Annotated in this window: 18 protein-coding genes; 9 read left to right on the top strand and 9 right to left on the bottom strand. The window is 67.0% G+C overall.

Annotated elements, in window-relative coordinates:
* Nucleotides 1–23: 23 nt before the first annotated feature.
* Genes moaB through BES08_RS01970 form a run of 3 tightly spaced genes read right to left on the bottom strand, consistent with a single transcriptional unit; the run spans nt 24 to nt 3,128 of the window.
* Nucleotides 24–551 (bottom strand): molybdenum cofactor biosynthesis protein B, encoded by a 528-nt coding sequence (moaB, locus tag BES08_RS01960; protein WP_069707560.1) that lies wholly within the window; start codon nt 549–551, stop codon nt 24–26.
* Nucleotides 535–2,322 carry a lytic transglycosylase domain-containing protein gene (locus tag BES08_RS01965; protein WP_231958132.1) on the bottom strand — a complete coding sequence of 596 codons (1,788 nt, stop codon included), beginning with the start codon at nt 2,320–2,322 and terminating at the stop codon, nt 535–537. Before BES08_RS01965 ends, moaB begins: the two co-directional genes overlap by 17 nt.
* A gap of 59 nt (nt 2,323–2,381) precedes the next feature.
* Nucleotides 2,382–3,128 (bottom strand): uracil-DNA glycosylase family protein, encoded by a 747-nt coding sequence (locus tag BES08_RS01970; RefSeq protein ID WP_069707561.1) that lies wholly within the window; start codon nt 3,126–3,128, stop codon nt 2,382–2,384.
* 91 nt (nt 3,129–3,219) lie between these two features.
* On the opposite strand from BES08_RS01970, the gene BES08_RS01975 reads away from it, so the two are divergent.
* The 7 genes from BES08_RS01975 (at nt 3,220) to BES08_RS02005 (ending at nt 12,090) form a co-directional block, all read left to right on the top strand.
* The gene (locus tag BES08_RS01975; protein ID WP_069707562.1) at nt 3,220–4,866 is read left to right on the top strand and encodes an electron transfer flavoprotein-ubiquinone oxidoreductase; all 1,647 of its coding nucleotides are present in this window, start codon (nt 3,220–3,222) and stop codon (nt 4,864–4,866) included.
* Between the two features lie 93 nt (nt 4,867–4,959).
* Nucleotides 4,960–5,769, top strand: coding sequence for a 4-(cytidine 5'-diphospho)-2-C-methyl-D-erythritol kinase (locus tag BES08_RS01980; protein WP_069709119.1), 810 nt, complete (start codon nt 4,960–4,962; stop codon nt 5,767–5,769).
* Nucleotides 5,770–5,799: 30 nt separating this feature from the next.
* Nucleotides 5,800–6,543, top strand: coding sequence for an N-formylglutamate amidohydrolase (locus BES08_RS01985; RefSeq protein WP_008832347.1), 744 nt, complete (start codon nt 5,800–5,802; stop codon nt 6,541–6,543).
* A 118-nt stretch (nt 6,544–6,661) separates the two neighbouring features.
* On the top strand, nt 6,662–8,518 hold the full coding sequence (gene ilvD, locus BES08_RS01990) for a dihydroxy-acid dehydratase (RefSeq protein ID WP_008832346.1): 1,857 nt from the start codon (nt 6,662–6,664) through the stop codon (nt 8,516–8,518).
* A 417-nt stretch (nt 8,519–8,935) separates the two neighbouring features.
* Entirely contained in the window at nt 8,936–9,301 is a 366-nt protein-coding gene (locus tag BES08_RS01995) for a hypothetical protein (RefSeq protein ID WP_037518184.1), read from the top strand.
* Nucleotides 9,288–10,685, top strand: a complete 1,398-nt coding sequence (locus BES08_RS02000; protein ID WP_069707563.1) for a bifunctional ADP-dependent NAD(P)H-hydrate dehydratase/NAD(P)H-hydrate epimerase — start codon at nt 9,288–9,290, stop codon at nt 10,683–10,685. The genes BES08_RS01995 and BES08_RS02000 overlap by 14 nt, the downstream gene beginning before the upstream one ends.
* A gap of 145 nt (nt 10,686–10,830) precedes the next feature.
* Nucleotides 10,831–12,090 (top strand): class I SAM-dependent RNA methyltransferase, encoded by a 1,260-nt coding sequence (locus tag BES08_RS02005; protein WP_008828847.1) that lies wholly within the window; start codon nt 10,831–10,833, stop codon nt 12,088–12,090.
* Here the strand turns inward: BES08_RS02005 and BES08_RS02010 are convergent.
* The 6 genes from BES08_RS02010 to BES08_RS02035 form a co-directional block, all read right to left on the bottom strand.
* On the bottom strand, nt 12,087–12,347 hold the full coding sequence (locus tag BES08_RS02010) for a hypothetical protein (RefSeq protein WP_008828846.1): 261 nt from the start codon (nt 12,345–12,347) through the stop codon (nt 12,087–12,089). The two genes, BES08_RS02005 and BES08_RS02010, sit on opposite strands and share 4 nt — an antisense overlap.
* Before the next feature lie 20 nt (nt 12,348–12,367).
* The gene (locus BES08_RS02015) at nt 12,368–12,580 is read right to left on the bottom strand and encodes a hypothetical protein (protein ID WP_231958133.1); all 213 of its coding nucleotides are present in this window, start codon (nt 12,578–12,580) and stop codon (nt 12,368–12,370) included.
* 101 nt (nt 12,581–12,681) lie between these two features.
* Nucleotides 12,682–13,650 (bottom strand): threonine ammonia-lyase, encoded by a 969-nt coding sequence (locus BES08_RS02020; protein WP_069707564.1) that lies wholly within the window; start codon nt 13,648–13,650, stop codon nt 12,682–12,684.
* 217 nt (nt 13,651–13,867) lie between these two features.
* Complete coding sequence (locus tag BES08_RS02025; RefSeq protein WP_008828843.1) at nt 13,868–14,548, bottom strand: DUF2490 domain-containing protein; 681 nt, start codon at nt 14,546–14,548, stop codon at nt 13,868–13,870.
* 176 nt (nt 14,549–14,724) lie between these two features.
* A complete protein-coding gene (locus tag BES08_RS02030) occupies nt 14,725–15,366 on the bottom strand; it encodes a class I SAM-dependent methyltransferase (protein ID WP_069707565.1) in 642 nt (213 codons plus the stop codon).
* Between the two features lie 6 nt (nt 15,367–15,372).
* Nucleotides 15,373–16,599 carry a BtaA family protein gene (locus tag BES08_RS02035; RefSeq protein ID WP_069707566.1) on the bottom strand — a complete coding sequence of 409 codons (1,227 nt, stop codon included), beginning with the start codon at nt 16,597–16,599 and terminating at the stop codon, nt 15,373–15,375.
* A 234-nt stretch (nt 16,600–16,833) separates the two neighbouring features.
* Between BES08_RS02035 and BES08_RS02040 the strand changes: the two genes are divergently transcribed.
* Together BES08_RS02040 and BES08_RS02045 are read left to right on the top strand one after the other, a co-directional pair.
* Nucleotides 16,834–18,045, top strand: a complete 1,212-nt coding sequence (locus BES08_RS02040; protein ID WP_008828840.1) for a saccharopine dehydrogenase family protein — start codon at nt 16,834–16,836, stop codon at nt 18,043–18,045.
* Complete coding sequence (locus tag BES08_RS02045) at nt 18,045–18,488, top strand: hypothetical protein (protein ID WP_069707567.1); 444 nt, start codon at nt 18,045–18,047, stop codon at nt 18,486–18,488. The genes BES08_RS02040 and BES08_RS02045 overlap by 1 nt, the downstream gene beginning before the upstream one ends.
* Nucleotide 18,489 lies beyond the last annotated feature (1 nt).

The raw sequence follows: 18,489 nt of genomic DNA on the forward strand, positions 1-18,489 counted from the left end.
GTTCGGCTCTGACCGAGCGCCCTCTAGCTTTCCAGCAGGCGCGGCATCAGTTCGACGAAGTTGCAGGGGCGGTTGCGGCTGTCGAGTTGCTCGGCGAGAATGCCGTCCCAGCCGTCCTTCACCGCACCGTTCGAGCCGGGCAGGGCGAACAGGTAGGTGCCGCGCGCCACGACCGCCATCGCGCGGCTCTGCACGGTGGACGTGCCGATGGTCTTGTAGCTGAGCCAGCGGAACAGCTCGCCGAAGCCGGGGATTTCGCGCCCGCCCAATTTGCCGAGCGCCTCAGGGGTCACGTCGCGGCCCGTCAGGCCGGTGCCGCCGGTGGAGATGATCGCGTCCACTTCCGGGTCGTCGATCCATGTGTTCAGCAGCGCCGCGATTCCCTGCGCATCGTCGCGCTCGATCGCGCGGCGGGTCAGCGCGTGGCCCGCGCCGACGATGCGTGCGGCAAGGATATCGCCCGAGGTGTCGTTTTCGGCAGTACGGGTATCGGAAACGGTCAGCAGGGCGATATTGATCGGCTTGAAAGTACGCTCAGGGTCGATGGCCACGCACGATCGCTCCATTGGGGTTCATCCGCACGCCTTCCGATCCAGCGAGGCCGGGGAAGGTCGGCCACATGCCCTGCACCAGTTCCATGCGGCTCTCCGAAGCGCCGCCCGCCTGACGCTCGTACATCCAGTAATTGCGCATCACAATGTTCACGTAGCCGCGCGTTTCCCAATAGGGCAGCGATTCGATCCACAGCAGCGGGTCGCCCTGGCAGTTCACTTCGGTGGCCCAGCGGCGCACCGGCACCGGCCCGGCGTTGTAGGCGGCCATGACCTTGGGCAGCAGGCCCTGCGTGCCCGGATCGTTTTTCAGCGTTTCGAGGTGGCGCTGGCCGAAGGCGAGGTTGACCTCGGGTTTGTTGAGATCGGAGGCATTGCCGTTGTAGCCCAGAGATCCGGCGTGATCCTGCGCGGCGGCGGGCATGATCTGCATCAGGCCGCGCGCGCCTGCGGGGCTGACGGCTCCGGCGCGGAACACCGATTCCTGCAGCGTGTGCGCATAGACCAGCGCAGGGTCGACCTTCCAGCCGCCCACCGGGGTCCACTTGGGCGTGGGGAAGCGCGTCGCGGGTTCCGGCTTGCCGCCGTACGGCGCGTTGTAGGCCATCCACAGCTGGGTGCCGGGCAGGCCGAGATCGCGCGCGAGGCGGGTCAGTGGGGCATATTGCGAGGCATCGCCGATGCGGGCCTGATGGCGCAGCACTTCGTCGGCAAGGCCGTCCTTGCCGATCTCCGCCAGTTCGACGGCGGTGCGGACATTGGGGCTGGCGCGCAGGGCCTGCCAGTCGGCCTGCGTAAAGTCAGCGGCGGCGTGCTGCTCGGGCAGCTTGAGGCCGAGCTGCTCGGCGGCCAGCATCCCGTATAGCGTCTCGTCGCGCGCGGCGGCAAGGCGCAGCGCGGCGCTCGCCTGCTCGGGCTTGCGGCAGCGCACCAGCGATCGGCTGTTCCAGTAATGCGAGGCGGCGGTCAGTTCGGCATTGTCGGACGAGCGTGCGGCCTTGGTGAAAGCATCGGCAGCACCGTCGCAGTCGCCCAGACGCCATGCGGCGAGCCCGGCAGTCCACCATGCCTCGCCCACCCACGGGCCTTGCCCCAGCGCGGCGATCTGCGCCATCTGGTAGGCATTGGCATCCTGGTTCTCGATGTAGAAGCTCCACGCCACCTTCTGGCGCCACTCGGCCTGCGAGGAGGGCGAGAGGTTGGCGTCGATCCCGTCGAGCAGCAGGCGCGCGCCCATCGGATCGTCGTTCTTGATGCGGTCGTTGATGCCGTTCGCGATCCCGGCGGGCATCGTGCCGTCGTCGATCGAGGAGGGGCGAACCCGCTTGGCGATGGTCGGCAGGCGCGCGAAGCTCTGTTCGGCTGGGAGCGAGGGGAGGCCGACAGCGCCGCGCTTGAGCGCGAGGCGGCTGATCTGGTCGGCGCCGGGCAGTTCGGTGCCCTGCGAAAGCCATGTCTGCAGGTCGTTCAGCTGGATCTTGGGCGATCCGGAAGCGAGGTAGTATTCTGCGCGGGCCTGCTGGTGGAGCGGGCCATCGGGGCGGTCGGCCAGCATCTTCTGAACGGTGGCCCAGTCCTTCGCGTCGATCGCGTCGAACATCGACTTGTAATAGGTCCGATCGTCCTGGCTGAGCAGCGAAGGGACGGCGGTACGGTCGGCGCGGGTGCGGAAGTAGTCCACAGCAGCGCTGTTGGCGAAGGCCGGTGCTGCCGATGCGCAGGCGGCGATACACGCGCCCGCAAACAGTCCGGCCCTGATAAATCGTTTCAAAGGTATTCCCCGCGATCCTGTGCGATTCGCCTGCTCCGGCTGACCGATGGCCGCATCTCTCAGGACGCGGTCCAATCCAGCCAGGCCCTCCAGAGCACCGGCTTTGCACGCGGCTGCGCGAGCAAAGCAGGCAGCGCCCAGGAGGCGAGCAGGGGTATCGATCCCCCTTCATGATCGAAAGTCCTTAACATGGCAGGACGATGCGGCGATTCGTGGCCGATTAGCGGCAGGACGTTTCCACCAAGGACAAACAGCCTCTTCGGAGCCACCAGAGCGACGTGATGCCGCAGAACCTGCCCGATTCCGCGCTCGCTCATTGCCGCCCAGTCTGCGCCCGGCGTATGGCGGGGCAGGGCGCTGGCAAGGTAAACGTCCTCGCGCCCGGTGCCGAACGCGGTAAGGATGGCGTCCAGCAGCTTGCCTTGCTGGCCGGAGAGCAGTGTTTCGCTGTCCTCGGCCTCGGGTTCCTCGATGACGATCATCAGTTCGGCACCGGCCTTGCCCTGCGGCGCGACGCGCGCGGCGGGGCCGCCTTCGCACAGCAGCGGTTCGCTCAGCCACCACGGTGCGAAAGCCGCGAGGTCGGCGGGCAGGCTGGCGGGATCGAGCTTGGCGGGCGGCGGCGGGGCATCCGGATCGGGCTTTGGATCCGGGCGGCGGCGCGGCGGCAGGGCGCCTTCCAGTTCGGGCGGGGCGAGCCATTCGACCGGCTCGTCGAGAAAGTCGCAGTCCACCCCTGCGTCCCGCCACCAGTCGAGCGCACCTGTGATATCGTCCAGAAATTGCGGATTTGGCGGTTGATCCATCGCGCGGGTCTTGACCTTATGCGCGGGAGCAATCAAGGCATTCGTGAATTTAATCGCTCGACTAAACACGAAAAGAATGCACGGGGCTACCATGATCGAACGCGAAGAGATGCCTTACGACGTTGTCGTCGTCGGCGGTGGACCTGCCGGTCTGGCGACCGCGATCCGCCTCAAGCAGGTGGACCCGGAACTGCAGGTCTGCGTGCTGGAGAAGGGCTCGGAGATCGGCGCGCACATCCTTTCGGGCGCGACGATCGACCCCAAGGCGCTTGACGAACTGCTGCCGACCTGGCGCGAGGACGGCTGCCCGCTGGCCGAAACGCCGGTGACGGACAACTGGCACTGGCACCTGACGAAGAAGGGCAAGTTCTCCCTTCCGCACATCATCCAGCCGCCCTTCATGTCGAACAAGGGCAACTACACCGGCTCGCTGGGCAACTTGTGCCGCTGGCTGGCCGAGCAGGCCGAAGCGCTGGAGATCGAGATCTTCCCGGGCTTCCCCGCCGCCGAGATACTCTATGACGATGCCGGCGCCGTGATCGGCGTGCAGACTGGCGACATGGGCGTCGACCGCGAGGGTAATCCCAAGGGGGACTACCAGCCGGGCATGAACCTGCTGGGCAAGTACACCGTGTTCTGCGAAGGCGCACGCGGCCACCTGACCAAGCGCCTCAAAACCAAGTACGACCTCGAAGCCAATTGCGAGCCGCAAATCTACGGCATCGGCATCAAGGAACTGTGGGACATCCCGGCGGACAAGCACGTCCCCGGCCGCGTGATCCACACCCAGGGCTGGCCGATGAGCGAGAACGACGCCTGGGGCGGCGGCTTCCTCTACCACCAGGCCAACAACCAGGTGGCGCTCGGCTTCGTGACCGCGCTCGACTACAAGAACCCGTACATCTACCCGTTCGAGGAATTCCAGCGCTGGAAGCAGCACCCGGAAATCCGCGCGATCCTGGAAGGCGGCAAGCGCGTCGCTTACGGTGCGCGCGCGATCAACGAGGGCGGCTGGCAGTCGGTGCCTAGCCTCGCGTTCCCCGGTGGCGTGCTGGCGGGCTGCTCGGCGGGCTTCGTCAACGTGCCGCGCATCAAGGGCACCCACACCGCGATGAAGAGCGGCATGCTGGCGGCCGAGTCCATCGCCGCCGCCATCAAGGCGGGCCGTGAGCAGGACACCCTGCAGGACTACGATACCGCCGTTCGCGAAAGCTGGATCGCCAAGGAACTCAAGCTCGTCCAGAACGCCGAGCCGATGGTGGCGAAGTGGGGCGGCGAGCTGGGCACGATCCTCGCGGGCGCCGACATGTGGCTGCGCACGCTGTTCGGCTTCGGCCTCGCCAAGCCGATGAAGCATCACACCGATGCGTCGGAAACCCAGCGCGCGGACCTGTACAAGCCGATCGCCTATCCCAAGCCCGACGGCGTCATCAGCTTCGATCGCCTGACCAGCGTGTCGTACTCCTTCACCAACCATGAGGAGGATCAGCCGGTCCACCTCAAGCTGAAGGACCCGAGCATCCCGACTGCGGTGAACCTGCCGGTCTATGCGGGGCCTGAGGCGCGTTACTGCCCGGCGGGGGTCTACGAGTTCCTCGACGCGGGCGATGGTCCCAAGCTGCAGATCAACGCGCAGAACTGCGTCCACTGCAAGACCTGCGACATCAAGGATCCCACGCAGAATATCGAATGGGTCACGCCCGAAGGCGGCGGCGGCCCGAACTACCCGAATATGTGAGGTTGTCAGGCTGGCGTCGTCCCGGATCAAGTCCGGGACGACGGGGCGTAGCATCCCTTGCCTCCTGCCCCCCGCCGCGCCATGGAAGGGGCGATGCTGACCGAAACCGCCTATGCCAAGATCAACCTCGCGCTGCATGTTCGTCGTCGCCGTGAGGACGGGTATCACGAACTCGAAACGCTGTTCGCCTTCGTCGATGACGGCGACCGGCTGAGCGGCTCCCTCGCCGACGCCGACAGCCTCTCCACCCATGGCGAGTTCGCCGCCAAGATCGACGACCCGTTCGGCAACATCGTCGCCAAGGCGCTGTCCACCTTGCCTCATGGCAAAGGCTGGGCCGTCGATCTCGAAAAGCGCCTCCCCGTCGCGGCGGGTCTCGGCGGCGGATCGGCGGATGCAGGCGCGGTGTTCCGCATGGTGGAGCGCAGCGCGGGCCTTCCAGGCGACTGGCAGACGCGCGCTGCGAGGCTGGGCGCCGACGTGCCCGCCTGCGTCCTGTCCACCACCTGCATCGGCACCGGCACCGGCACCGATCTCCAGCCCGTCGAGAGTGACCTCACCGGCACCCCGGTCCTGCTCGTGAACCCGCGCGTGGGCGTGCCTACCGGGCCGGTGTTCAAGGCCTGGGACGGCGTCGATCGCGGCGAGATGCCCATCGGCTCCGTCCGCCGGATTGCACTGGAAGGCCGCAACGATCTAGAGGCTCCGGCCATCGCGATCTGCCCCGTCGTGGCCGATATGCTGGCAGCTTTGCGGGCGACCGAGCCGTTCCTCGCCCGCATGTCGGGCTCGGGCGCGACATGCTTTGCGCTTTACGACAGCGAGGCGCAATTGCAGGCGGCGTGGGATAAGCTGGCCGAAACTCAACCCCACTGGTGGAAAATGGCGGGCAAGTTGCGGTAAGGTCGCGGCGCGCAACCTTCGGAGGCAGACTTGGAAACCGAATACCACCGCCTGCTCGGCACGCCCGTTTCGGGCGGCGTCCTGGTCGTATCGGACCATGCCTCCAACCGCGTGCCGGATGACATCGACCTCGGCATAGAGGACGCGCTGCTCGACGAGCATATCGCTATCGACATCGGCGTCGCCGCCATCGCCGAACGCATGGTCGAAGCCGGTACCGCCGCTTGGCTCGGCAACGTCAGCCGCCTCGTCTGCGACTTCAACCGCACTCATGACGTCCCCGGCATGATGCCTGAAATCAGCGACGGCTACCTCATCCCCGGCAACGTCCTCACGAAGGAGGAGCGCCAAGCCCGGGTTGACCGGCTGTTCGACCCCTACCACCACGCACTCGCGGCGCAGTTGCGGGAGACGCCTCCGGCGCTGATCCTGTCGCTGCACAGCTTCACGCCGGGCCTCGCCACCTGCACAAAGCCGCGCCCATGGCAGGTCGGCGTCCTCTACAACCAGGACGAGCGCGCCGCGCGCATCGCCATTCCCTGGCTGGAGGCGCAGGGCTTTGTCACCGGCGATCAGGAGCCGTATTCGGGCAAGCTGCTCAACGCATCGATGAACCGCCACGCCGAGCCTAACGGGCTGCCTTATCTCAGCATCGAAATCCGGCAGGACCTCATCGCCGAGGAAGCGGGACAGGCGGAGTGGGCCGACGTGATGACGCGGCTCTGCGCGGCGGTAGTCGGCCAACTCCCGTCATCCCAGCCTTCGCTGGGATGACGAATGTTCGAAGAAATATAATTGCAAAAACTCACGTTGAATTGAAATCAATCACCGTGTAGGGGCGGCTCCAACACAGCGCGAAAACCCGCGCCCATGACCAATCGGAGTTCCGACAATGCCCGCCCTTCGTTCACGCACCTCGACTCACGGCCGCAACATGGCGGGTGCGCGCGGGCTCTGGCGCGCGACTGGCATGAAGGACGGGGACTTCGGCAAGCCGATCGTCGCGGTGGTGAACTCGTTCACCCAGTTCGTCCCCGGCCATGTCCACCTCAAGGATTTGGGCCAGTTGGTCGCGCGCGAGATCGAGGCGGCGGGCGGCGTTGCCAAGGAATTCAACACCATCGCGGTCGATGACGGCATCGCCATGGGCCATGACGGCATGCTCTATTCGCTGCCCAGCCGCGACCTCATCGCCGACAGCGTCGAGTACATGGTCAACGCTCACTGCGCCGACGCGATGGTCTGCATCTCCAACTGCGACAAGATCACGCCGGGCATGCTGATGGCCGCGATGCGCCTCAACATCCCCGCCGTGTTCGTTTCGGGCGGGCCGATGGAGGCGGGCAAGGTCGTGCTGCGCGGCAAGGAACATGCGCTCGATCTGGTCGACGCGATGGTCGCCGCCGCCGACGAGAGCTACACCGACGAGGAAGTGAAGACGATCGAGCGCTCGGCCTGCCCGACCTGCGGCTCGTGCTCGGGCATGTTCACTGCGAATTCGATGAACTGCCTGACCGAAGCGCTGGGCCTGTCGCTGCCGGGCAACGGTTCGACGCTGGCGACTCACTCGGACCGCGAGCGCCTGTTCCTGGAGGCGGGCCGCGTCGCGGTGGACATGTGCCAGCGCTATTATGAGCAGGACGATGCCTCCGTGCTGCCGCGCAACATCGCCAGCTTCGAGGCGTTCGAGAACGCCATGAGCCTCGACATTGCGATGGGCGGCTCGACCAACACCGTGCTGCACCTGCTGGCTGCCGCGCACGAGGCGGGCGTGGACTTCACCATGGCCGACATCGACCGCCTGAGCCGTCAGGTTCCGTGCCTGTCGAAGGTCGCTCCGGCCAAGGCCGACGTCCACATGGAGGACGTCCACCGCGCCGGCGGCATCTACGCGATCCTCGGCCAGCTGGAGCGGGCGGGCCTGCTGCACACCGACCTGCCGACCGTCCACACCCGCACGCTGGGCGAGGCGATCGAGCGCTGGGACACCAGCCGTACGACCGAGGCTTCGGTCCAGGAATTCTACAAGGCCGCGCCCGGCGGCGTGCCGACGCAGACCGCCTTCAGCCAGTCGGCGCGCTGGAAGGAACTCGACCTCGACCGCGAGAACGGCGTCATCCGCTCCAAGGAGCACGCCTTCAGCCAGGACGGCGGCATCGCGGTGCTCTACGGTAACATCGCGCGCGACGGCTGCATCGTGAAGACGGCGGGCGTGGACGACAGCATCCTCAAGTTCACCGGCACCGCGCGCGTCTACGAATCGCAGGACGCAGCGGTCGCGGGCATTCTTGGCGGCGAAGTCGTGGCGGAAACCGTCGTGGTCATCCGCTACGAAGGACCGCGCGGCGGGCCGGGCATGCAGGAAATGCTCTACCCCACCAGCTACCTCAAGTCGAAGGGACTTGGGAAGGCGTGTGCGCTGCTGACGGACGGGCGCTTCTCGGGCGGCACTTCGGGCCTCTCGATCGGCCACGCCTCGCCCGAAGCGGCGGAAGGCGGCGAGATCGGGCTGGTCGAGAACGGCGACACGATCGAGATCGACATCCCCGGCCGCACCATCAACCTGATGATCTCGGACGAGGTCATGGCGCACCGCCGTTCGCAGCAGGAGGCGCGCGGCGCCGATGCATGGTCGCCGGTGCACCCGCGCCCGCGCAAGGTTTCGGCGGCGCTACAGGCTTACGCGGCGATGACCACCAGCGCCTCGAAGGGCGCGGTGCGCGACGTGACGCAGCTCAAGCGGGGCTGAGGTCGCGGCGCCCCGTGCCTGGTGCGCGGGGACATTTTGGGGTTGGACCGTTTGTGGTTATCGGGGCGTGCGAACGATGACCCCGATGGCAGGAATGGGTAGAAAGTTGCCATATATCCTCCCTGTCGCGCAGCGATGGGGAGGTGGCAGCCCGCAGGGCTGACGGAGGGGTTTCCCCCCTCCACCACTCGCTGCGCGAGCGGTCCCCCTCCCCATTGCTTCGCAACAGGGAGGATGCAACAAGGCCCGCAACGGGGCGCATCCGGAAAGGCCGGTTTCGGCTCAGCATTGAGGATGGCGGACGAAAGGGCTTGCCAGGGAGCTTGTTCGGGATGTCTGAGCCGGCTGTGCAATGACGATGTGGTGATCTCGCAGCCTGACATTGCCCCGAGCGTTTCGGGCGTTATGATTTATGCCATGACCGCCAAGCTCCCGCCGCTGGCCTGTGCCGTCCTCCTTCTCGCCGCCTGCTCGCGCAGTGACGAGCCCGCTCCCGTTGCCGTAGCGCTCGAGCACATCGACTGCGCCGTGGGAGGAGAGCCCGAACTCAAGCCCGCCTGCTCGGTGGAGCGGGTCGAGAAGGACGGTGCGCTCACGCTTGTCGTGCACCATCCCGATGGTGGTTATCGCCGGTTCGCGGTCGCGAAGGGCGGTGCGGGAGTGACCACCAAGGACAGCGCCACGCCGCCGAAGGTGCGCCTTGCCGGCGACCGGCTCGACGTTACCGTGGGCACCGATCGCTACCTCTTTCCCGCGACGGTGAAGCACGATGCCCCGCGATAGGCAGATCCTTACGGCCGCGCAGATGCGTGCTGCGGAGCAGGCGTTGATCGACGCGGGCACCAGCGTCGATGCGCTGATGCAGGTGGCGGGGCGTGGCGCTGCCGAATGGATCTGGCGCATGGTGGGGCGGCACAAGGTGACGGTGCTCTGCGGCCCGGGCAACAACGGCGGCGACGGCTACGTCATTGCCGAGGCCATTCGCGAGCGGGGTGGCCATGCCGTCGTCGTCGCGGCGGCCGAGCCTGCCACCGACGCCTGCCGCAAGGCGCGCGCCCTGTTCGGCGGAGACGTGGTCGAGACCGATTCCGAGGCGAAGGGCGAAGTGCTGGTCGATTGCCTTTTCGGCACCGGACTGACGCGGCCGTTGTCTCAGGAGCACCTCGCCTTGCTCACGCGGCTGGCCGAAACGCATCCGCGCTGTGTGGCGGTGGACATGCCGAGTGGGGTACAGTCCGATTCGGGCATGCTGCTGGGTGAGGGTTTGCCCGCCTACGACCTGACCATCGCGCTCGGCGCATGGAAATTCGCGCATTTCCTGATGCCTTCTAGCGCCCGGATGGGGCGGCTCCAGCACGTGCCGATCGGCGTCGACGCGGTGCGGGGGGCTGCCCTCGCAGTCGCGCGACCGCAGTTGCGCGCTCCGGCACCGGATGCGCACAAGTACCGGCGCGGGCTGCTGGCGGTCGTCGGCGGGGCGATGCCCGGCGCGGCGGTGCTCGCAGGAATCGCGGCGCAGCGGGCAGGGGCGGGCTACGTGAAGCTCTTCGCCGAGAGCAAGCGCAATGTGCCTGCCGACCTCGTCGTCGATCAGGGTGCGCTGAGCGAGGTGTTGGCCGACGATCGCAACACGGCGGTGCTGGTCGGGCCGGGCCTGGGGCGCGATGCGACCGCGCGCGAACGGCTGGCGGTGGCTCTGGCGGATGGGGTGCCGGTGGTGGTCGATGCCGATGCGCTGGTTCTGCTGGCGCCGCGTCACCTCGCAGGGCGCGAGGCCTCCGTCATCGCCACGCCGCACGAAGGCGAACTCGTCGCGCTGGAGCGGGCTTTCGATCTCGACGGTGCGGGGACGCGGCCCGAGCGTGCTCTCGCGCTGGCGGAGGCGAGCGGGATGGTGGTCGTGGCCAAGGGGCCGGATACGGTGATCGCCGCGCCCGACGGCAGGCTCGCCTGCGCGGTGCGGGCAAGCTCGTGGCTCTCAACTGCGGGCACCGGAGATGTGCTGGCAGGGGTGATCGCCAGCCGCCTCGCTACAGGGATCGAGCCGTTCGACGCTGCCTGCGAGGGCGTCTGGCTACACGGCGAGGCGGCGAGGCTTTGCCCGCCTGCGTTCACGGCGGGGCAACTGGCCGAGGCGGTGCCGCTGGCGCTTGCGGCGTGCCTGTAGGACAGGCCCACCCCTGGCCCCTCCCGCAAGCGGGAGGGGAGCAGGTAGCGCGCTCTTTCTCTCCTCCTGCTTGCGGGAGGGGCTGCCCCATATTCTCCCCTCCCGCTTGCGGGAGGGGCTGGGGGTGGGCATACGCGCGGGAACCATGACCGAATCCGAAGAGATCCTGCGCATCGCCTCCAAGGGCGACGGCGTCACCGCGTCCGGCCGTTTCGCCTGGGGCGCCGCGCCCGGCGACAAGCTGCGCATCGACGACACGCTCGAATGGGGGCCACACCACGTCGAGCCGCCTTGTCGGCACTTCGGCCAGTGCGGCGGGTGTCAGCTGCAGCAGCTCGACGAAGAAAGCCTGACGGCCTTCGTCGAGGCGCGGGTGGCCAATGCCGCCGCCTCGCAGGAATTGGGGACGCAGGCGCTCGCCGCGCCGCATCTTTCGCCGCCGTCGTCGCGCCGCCGGGCCTCGCTGCGCGCGGAAAGCTCGGGCGGGCGCGTGGTGATCGGCTTCCGCGAGGCGAAGTCGCACCGGCTGGTCGAAGTGCAGGAATGCCACGTCCTCGTGCCCGAGATCGTCGCGTTGCTGGGGCCGCTGCGCAAGCTGCTCATCACCATGGGCAAGGCCGCGCCCGTCAAGAAGGGGCGCCATGGCAGGCCCGCGCCTGGCAAGGTGCAGGCGCGCATGGCCGCCGACATCGAGATGACGCTGGTTGACCAAGGCATCGACCTCGGCGTCAAGGGCCTCACCGCCGAGGGCCTTGCGGCCACCGAGGCGATGCTGGATTTCGCGCGCGAGCACAAGCTGGCGCGCCTGACGATGGACGGCGGCTATGGCTTCGAGACGGTGTGGGAGCCGGTGCCCGTCACGGTGACGCTCGGCGGCGTCAAAGTGCCGTTTCCCCCGGGCACATTCCTGCAGGCGACGCTCGACGGCGAGGAGGCACTGGTGAGCGCCGCGCGTGAATGGCTGGCGGGTGCACCGACGGTGGCGGACCTGTTCTCGGGGCTCGGCACCTTCGCCTTCGCGCTGGCGGGACCGGAAACCAAGGTGCTGGCAGCCGAAGCCGCGCGCGAGGTGCACTATGCCTGCAAGGCGGGCGCCGACCGCGCGCAGTTGCCGGTGTTCAGCGTCCACCGCGACTTGTTCCGCAATCCGCTGCAGCCCGACGAACTGAGCCGCTTCGCCGCCGTCGTTCTCGATCCGCCGCGTGCCGGCGCGCGCGAGCAGGTGGACTGCATCGCCGATTCCACCGTTGGCCGCGTGGTCTATGTCAGCTGCAACCCGTCAAGCTGGTCGCGCGATGCGGCGCGGCTGGTCGAAGCGGGCTTCCGGCTGGTGGAACTGCGTCCGGTCGGCCAGTTCCGCTGGTCCACTCACGTAGAACTGGCGAGCTATTTCGAGCGCGGTTAATCCGCGCCCATTTGCGCCATCATGTCCATGAAATCGCGCGCGGCGTTGCGTTCGTCCTCGGTCTCGAACGCGACGTCGAGGTCGGGCGCGGAGCCGAGGATGTACATGAAGGTCCAGAGCGCGAAGCGGCGGCCCTTGTCCTGCTCCATGCCGAAATCGACCTTCATCCGCTCCACCCCGGCCTCGATTGCGGCGGGGGTGACGGTGGAGAGGTCTTCGGTGGCGAAGTAGCGGCGCAGCTGGTCGTCGAAATCCATGGTGCCGTACTAGCAGGGGTTCAGCTGCGGTTCCAGCCGCAGCACCCGCAGAACACCGGATAGGCGACCGCGCCCCAGGCACTGGCGATGAAGCCTATGAAGAACACGCTCCAGCCCAGTCCCCAGTTTTCGCCGAGAACGACGTCCGCCAGCGCTGCCAGCGTGATGCCGATGAAGAACAGTTCCACGCCGATGAAGACGATCTTGAACGGCTTCAAGGCAGGGACGGGCATTCCCTTTTCCATGGCTATACTCCCGAAGTTTCTTATCCTTGTATCGGGAATATATCGCGCAACCGTTGCCGGTTCCATCGGGAGTTTGCGGCACCGGGCGTTCAATCCCGGGACGAAAGGACTTTGGCGAAGGCCGCCGCATCGGTATTTCCGCCCGAGAGGATGACGGCGCTGCGCTCCCCCAACTCCACCTTGCCCGCCAGCACCGCCGCCAGCGCCGCCGCGCCGCCCGGTTCGAGGACGAGGCGCAGCTTCGCGAAGGCGAGACGCTGGGCCGCGCGGACTTCGGCAGGCGTCGCCACCAGGCCGAACGGGCAACGGTCCTTGAGGATCGCGAAGTTGATCGGCCATGTGGCGGGCGTCTGCAGGGCGTCGCAGGCGGTGGGCGGCGCATCGGGGCCGACCGGCACGATGGTTCCGGCGGCGAGGCTGCGGCACACGTCGTCCCAGCCTTCGGGCTCCACCGGCACGATCCGGGCATCGGGGCAGGCGAGGGCGAGCCCCGCCGTCAGCCCGCCGCCGCCGCAAGGCGCGACGATCAGGTCCGGCCCGGCAAGGCCCTGCTCGGCCAGTTGCGCCGCGATCTCGAGGCCCGTGCTGCCCTGTCCCTCGATCACCCACGGGTCGGCATAGGCGTGGACCAGCGTGGCGCCGCGCTCGGCGCAGAGGGCTTGCGAGACTTCGTCGCGGTCCTCCCCGCCGGGGCGGTCGTAGAGCACGACTTCGGCGCCGAGCGCGCGCGTGTTGGACAGTTTCACCTCGGGCGCGTCCACCGGCATTACGATCGCCGCCCTGATGCCGAGGCGCCGCGCGGCCCAGGCGACGCCCTGCGCGTGATTGCCGCTGGAGACGCCGACGACGCCGCATGCGCGTTCCTCGTCGTTCAGCGCGGACAGACGGTACCAGGCGCCGCGGATCTTGAAGGCTCCGACCGGCTGCAGGCTCTCGGCCTTGCACCAGATCGTCCGGCCATCAACCTCGAGCGGGAGCAGCGGCGTGCGGGGCAGGATTTCGGCCACTTTGCGGGCGGCGAGGGCGATGCCTTCGGGCGTGGGCGTGCGCTGGGTCATGGCGCGGGTGTTAGCCTGCGGGGCGCCGGGCGCAAGGGCTTGGGGTAGCTTGAGGCACGGACCTTATCCTCCCTGTTCCGCAGGAATGGGGAGGGGGACCGCACGCGTAGCGGGTGGTGGAAGGGGAGAAACCCCTCCGTCAGCCCTGTGGGCTGCCACCTCCCCATTCCTTCGAACAGGGAGGATAAGGCCGCATCTTTCCATCACGTCTCCCGTTTCAGAAATTGAACCCCAGTGAAACCGAGGCGACATTGTCGTTGCTGTCGTCGGCATCGGGCCGGAAGCCATGCTGGTGGAGATAGCCGACCTCGAGGTTCACATTCTTCGCCAGCGGGGTCGTCACGGCGATCATGTTGCGCATACGCTCCTCGCCCTGGACGCGCTGGAAGTTCGTTTCGTTGAGGTCGATGAAGCTCTCGTGGCTGAGTACAAGCGCGGTCTTGCTGTCCTTGCGGAAGGGCAGGACATATTTGACGTAAGGGCGCAGCCGGTAGGCGGTGCCGCCGATGCCTTCGCGCCAGCGTTCCTCGACGCGCAGGCGGGCGCTCAGCTGCCCGGGGCCGATCTTCACGATGTTATCGAAGGTCACCTGCTGGCGGCCGCGGTGTTCCATCACCGAGAAGTGGCCGGCTTCGTAGTTCGGATCGTGGGTATAGCCGACCCACACGGTCACCTTGTCGGCCACCCTGTAGCCGATCAGGGAGTTCGATTCGACTTCGTAGAGCCCGTCGCGATCGTCGCTGAAGCGCCCGATCACTTCCTGTGAAAAGCGCCACTTGTCGCCTAGCTTTACCGTCGCGGTGCTGCCCAGCCAAAGCTGCTCATCCTCCGATGCGCAGGCGGGCGCGGCGATGAAGACCACCGCGAGCGTGCATAGGCCATGGATGATCGAGCGCATTGGTTATCTCCCTCCCGAATGGAGTGCGCCGACTATGACTCAATTGTGACAGTTTAATGTCTGTAAGTATTCTGCAGTATGACTCTTTGGTTACAGTCAGCGAAAAAAGCTGCGTGTTCAGCGTGGCCAGTTCCGGGAGCGCGAGGGCAATGGCCCTCTCTTTTCCCTTTCAGCCTTCAGGTCCGCGAAAGTCGCACCATCTGGTAATATCCCAAAGGCCCGCGCCAAACCTCCAGTTCCAACCCCTGCTCATGCGCGACGCGGCCCGCCACGTCGGCAAGGTCCAGCCGGGGCGTGACGTGGAAGCGAGCCAGCCAGCCGAGCAGCAGCTTGCGCAAGGGGCCGGGCAGGCCGGAGCAGTCGCCGAAGTCCACGACGTGCAGCCGTCCGCGCGGAGCAAGCGTCGCGGCGGCCTGTGCAAGCGCGGCTTGCCAGTCCGGGATCATCGAGACGGCGTAGGATAGCATCACGCGCTCGAAGCCTTCGCGGCCCAGCAGCGCGGCGGCGTCGAAGCGGGTGGCGTCGCCCAGCGCCAGTGTGCCGTTCGTGCCCAGCGTCTTGCGCGCGGCGCGCAGCATCTCGCTGGAGATGTCGAGGCCGAACAGCTTCACCCCGCGCCACGTTCTGCCGACATGCGCGAGATTGCGGCCGGTGCCGCAGCCGATCTCCAGCACCGCCATGCCGGGCTTGGCGTCGAGTTCGTCGATCAGGCGGTCGCGGCCGAATAGGTAGTATTTGCGGGTCAGGTCGTAGATCGGGCGCTGCCAGCGGTAGATGCGATCCATCAGCGCGGCGTGGTCGGGGGCGAGAGTTGCCATGCGGGCTCAGCCCTTGAACACGTAAAGGTGGACGCCGCCGTAGATCGACGAGCGGTCGGCCAGCGTCGCCGTCTGCGACTGCTCGACGCGGTAGTCCCAGCGGTCGAGGATGGCATCGGGCACGCGGCCGGGAAGGAGCGAGGGTTCGGCAGCGGTGCGGAACAGCACGCGGGCGCCGGGCTTGGCGGTGCGGGTGATCTCGGTCCACAGTTCGGTAAGCTGCGCGTCGGTCATCCAGTCCTGCGCGTCGAGCAGGACGTAGCGGTCGTAGCTGGCGTCGTCCGCTGCGGCGAGGACATGGGTGAAGTTGGCGTGGCGCAGGTCCAGCCGGTCGAGCCGGTCGCGGACCAGCGGCAGGTTGGCTTCCTGCAGGTACGGGGGCAGGGGGGCTTCGGTGCCCTTGCCGTAGCCGCGCGAGAACGCCTGCCATGCAAAGTAGTTGTCGTTAACCGGGAAGTGGCAGGCCAGCTTCTCCAGCCGGCCGCGCAGCACGTCTGCCATCGACTGGCCGCCCGCCAGCGCGTCGTACTGCGCAGGGGGGATGCCGAGGCCGAACAGCGAGGCGGGGTGCTTGGTCAGCCAGCGCACGAAGCGGCGTTCGAACACCGGGGCGAAGCGCTCGTCGAAGATGCGGCGCTGTTCTTCCATCGATGCAGCGTCGAGGATTTCGGCGGGGTTCACCTTGTGCAGTTTCGCGATGACGTGCGCTGCGCCGATGAAGCCGCCGAGGAGGCCATGGCGGTAGACGCCGCGCGTGAAGGCCCCAATGCGGCGGCGGCCGACGAGGTCGCGGCCTTCCCAGTAGCGGCGCGTCGCCTCGTCGAGGTGCGGGGCCAGCTTCTCGCGGTAGAGGGCGACGTTCTCGGCACGGTCGGCCTCGGCGATGAAGCGGCGCACTTCGACATGGCTGAGGTGGCGCACGGCGGCGTGCTTCAGGTTGTTGAGCGCGATGTGCGCGGTGTTGAGGTCCACCACGGTGATGCCCGCCGGGTCCGCGGTCAGATACGACAGCGCGTTGCAGCCGCCGCTGGCGATGGTGATGATGCGGCTGTCGGGCGTGATCTCCATCGCCGCCATGTCGGCGACCGGGTCCTCCCAGATCTGCGCGTAGACGAGGCCCTTGAAGGCCATGGCGAAAGCCTTGTCGAGCAGCTTGCTCTTGCGCGATGCTTCGTCGCGGACGACCGCGTTCTCGATGAGATTTGAACGGTTGCCGGAAAGAGGGCTGGTCATGGCACTGGCTCCTGCGAAGGGATGCGGCGCGGATGACACCGTGGGGTGACCGGGTGATGACGGGTTGAAGGCGGTTTATGACACTTCGGGGCGGCCTGTGCGGCGTTTGCGGTTGCGTTGTGTGCCGTTAGGGTGCCTTTGGGTGCCGGACAGTTGAGTTGTCACAGAACGGCCCTATATGGCCCGCTTTCGATTGGCCTCGTTCAATCGGCAAGGCGCATTGGAGACAGGTTGATGAGCAAGGTTCTGGTGATCGGTGCGGGCGGCGTCGGATCGGTCGCGGTCCACAAGATGGCGATGAATCCCGATATCTTCTCGGACATTCACCTCGCCAGCCGCACGGTCTCGAAGTGCGAGGCGATCGCGGAATCGGTCAAGGCGCGCACCGGCGTGACGATCGGCACTTACGCCATCGACGCCGATGACGTGGCGGCGACCTCGGCCCTGATCCGCGAGATCGGTCCGAAGCTGGTGGTTAATCTTGCCCTGCCTTATCAAGACCTTGCGATCATGGATGCCTGCCTTGCGACCGGCACGCACTACATGGACACTGCGAACTACGAGCCCAAGGACGTGGCCAAGTTCGAGTACCACTGGCAGTGGGCCTACCAGGAGCGCTTCAAGGAAGCGGGCCTGATGGCGCTGCTCGGTTCGGGCTTCGACCCGGGCGTCACCAGCGTCTTCGCGATGTGGCTCAAGAAGCACAAGCTGAAGACCATCCGCACGCTTGACATCCTCGACTGCAACGGCGGCGACCACGGCCAGGCTTTCGCGACGAACTTCAATCCGGAAATCAACATCCGCGAAGTGACCGCGCCCGCCCGCCACTGGGAGAACGGCGACTTCGTCGAGACCCCGGCGATGGCCAAGAAGGTGAGCTTCGACTTCGAGGGCGTCGGCCCCAAGAACATGTACATGATGTACCACGAAGAGCTTGAAAGCCTTGCGAAATTCCTGCCGGAAATGGAACGAGGCCGCTTCTGGATGACCTTCGGCGATGCGTATATCCAGCACCTCACCGTGCTGCAGAACGTGGGCATGACCCGCATCGACCCGGTGATCTACAACGGCGTGGAAATCGTGCCGCTGCAGTTCCTGAAGGCGGTCCTTCCCGAGCCTGCATCGCTTGGTCCCACGACCAAGGGCAAGACCAACATCGGCGACATCGCGACCGGCGAAGCGCTCGACGGTTCGGGTGAAAAGACGTTCTACATCAAGAACATCTGCGATCACGAAGACGCCTATGCCGAGACCGGTAACCAGGCCGTCAGCTACACCACCGGCGTGCCCGCGATGATCGGCGCGGCCATGGTCGTGACGGGTGCATGGTCGGGTGAGGGCGTGTTCAACATGGAGCAGTTCGATCCCGATCCCTTCATGGACATGCTCAACAAGCACGGCCTGCCGTGGACCGTCGAGGAACTGTCTGAGCCGCTTCCGTTCTGATGGGCGGCCGCTCGCGCCTCCTGTTCCTGACCGCGCTGGGTGCGCTGGCGCTGGGTGGCTGCACCCCCGCCGAAGCGCCCAAACCCGGTCCTGTTGCGCCCGGGCCGGTCACGCCCACGGCGCCGACCGGTCCCGCCGAGCCTGCAGGCAACCAGTCCTACGCGCGCGATATGAGCGCGGCGGACAAGGCGGCCTGCACCTCCGGCGGCGGCACGGTGCAGCGGCGCGGGATGCTCGGCATGGAAATGTGCGTGTATGCTTACGCGGACGCGGGCAGGCAGTGCACCGATTCCGCGCAGTGCGAGGGCAAGTGCGTTGGCAGCGCGGGTTCGGTGGCGCCGGACAAGGCGGCGACCGGGCAATGCCAGGCCGATGATCGCCTGTTCGGCTGCTATGCGGAGATCAAGGGCGGCAAGTCCGCCTATGCGATCTGCGTCGACTGAG

It is taken from the genome of Novosphingobium resinovorum, assembly GCF_001742225.1.
Taxonomy (GTDB): Bacteria; Pseudomonadota; Alphaproteobacteria; order Sphingomonadales; family Sphingomonadaceae; genus Novosphingobium; species Novosphingobium resinovorum_A.

Coding starts and splice junctions, on each gene's coding strand:
- BES08_RS02015 (WP_231958133.1), bottom strand. CDS start 12,580: ATGCCCGTCCCTGCCTTGAAGCCGTTCAAGATCGTCTTCATCGGCGTG.
- BES08_RS02045 (WP_069707567.1), top strand. CDS start 18,045: ATGGGCGGCCGCTCGCGCCTCCTGTTCCTGACCGCGCTGGGTGCGCTG.
- BES08_RS02025 (WP_008828843.1), bottom strand. CDS start 14,548: ATGCGCTCGATCATCCATGGCCTATGCACGCTCGCGGTGGTCTTCATC.
- BES08_RS02000 (WP_069707563.1), top strand. CDS start 9,288: ATGCCCCGCGATAGGCAGATCCTTACGGCCGCGCAGATGCGTGCTGCG.
- ilvD (WP_008832346.1), top strand. CDS start 6,662: ATGCCCGCCCTTCGTTCACGCACCTCGACTCACGGCCGCAACATGGCG.
- BES08_RS01995 (WP_037518184.1), top strand. CDS start 8,936: ATGACCGCCAAGCTCCCGCCGCTGGCCTGTGCCGTCCTCCTTCTCGCC.
- BES08_RS02005 (WP_008828847.1), top strand. CDS start 10,831: ATGACCGAATCCGAAGAGATCCTGCGCATCGCCTCCAAGGGCGACGGC.
- BES08_RS02030 (WP_069707565.1), bottom strand. CDS start 15,366: ATGGCAACTCTCGCCCCCGACCACGCCGCGCTGATGGATCGCATCTAC.
- BES08_RS01980 (WP_069709119.1), top strand. CDS start 4,960: ATGCTGACCGAAACCGCCTATGCCAAGATCAACCTCGCGCTGCATGTT.
- BES08_RS02035 (WP_069707566.1), bottom strand. CDS start 16,599: ATGACCAGCCCTCTTTCCGGCAACCGTTCAAATCTCATCGAGAACGCG.
- BES08_RS01975 (WP_069707562.1), top strand. CDS start 3,220: ATGATCGAACGCGAAGAGATGCCTTACGACGTTGTCGTCGTCGGCGGT.
- BES08_RS02020 (WP_069707564.1), bottom strand. CDS start 13,650: ATGACCCAGCGCACGCCCACGCCCGAAGGCATCGCCCTCGCCGCCCGC.
- BES08_RS01970 (WP_069707561.1), bottom strand. CDS start 3,128: ATGGATCAACCGCCAAATCCGCAATTTCTGGACGATATCACAGGTGCG.
- BES08_RS02040 (WP_008828840.1), top strand. CDS start 16,834: ATGAGCAAGGTTCTGGTGATCGGTGCGGGCGGCGTCGGATCGGTCGCG.
- BES08_RS02010 (WP_008828846.1), bottom strand. CDS start 12,347: ATGGATTTCGACGACCAGCTGCGCCGCTACTTCGCCACCGAAGACCTC.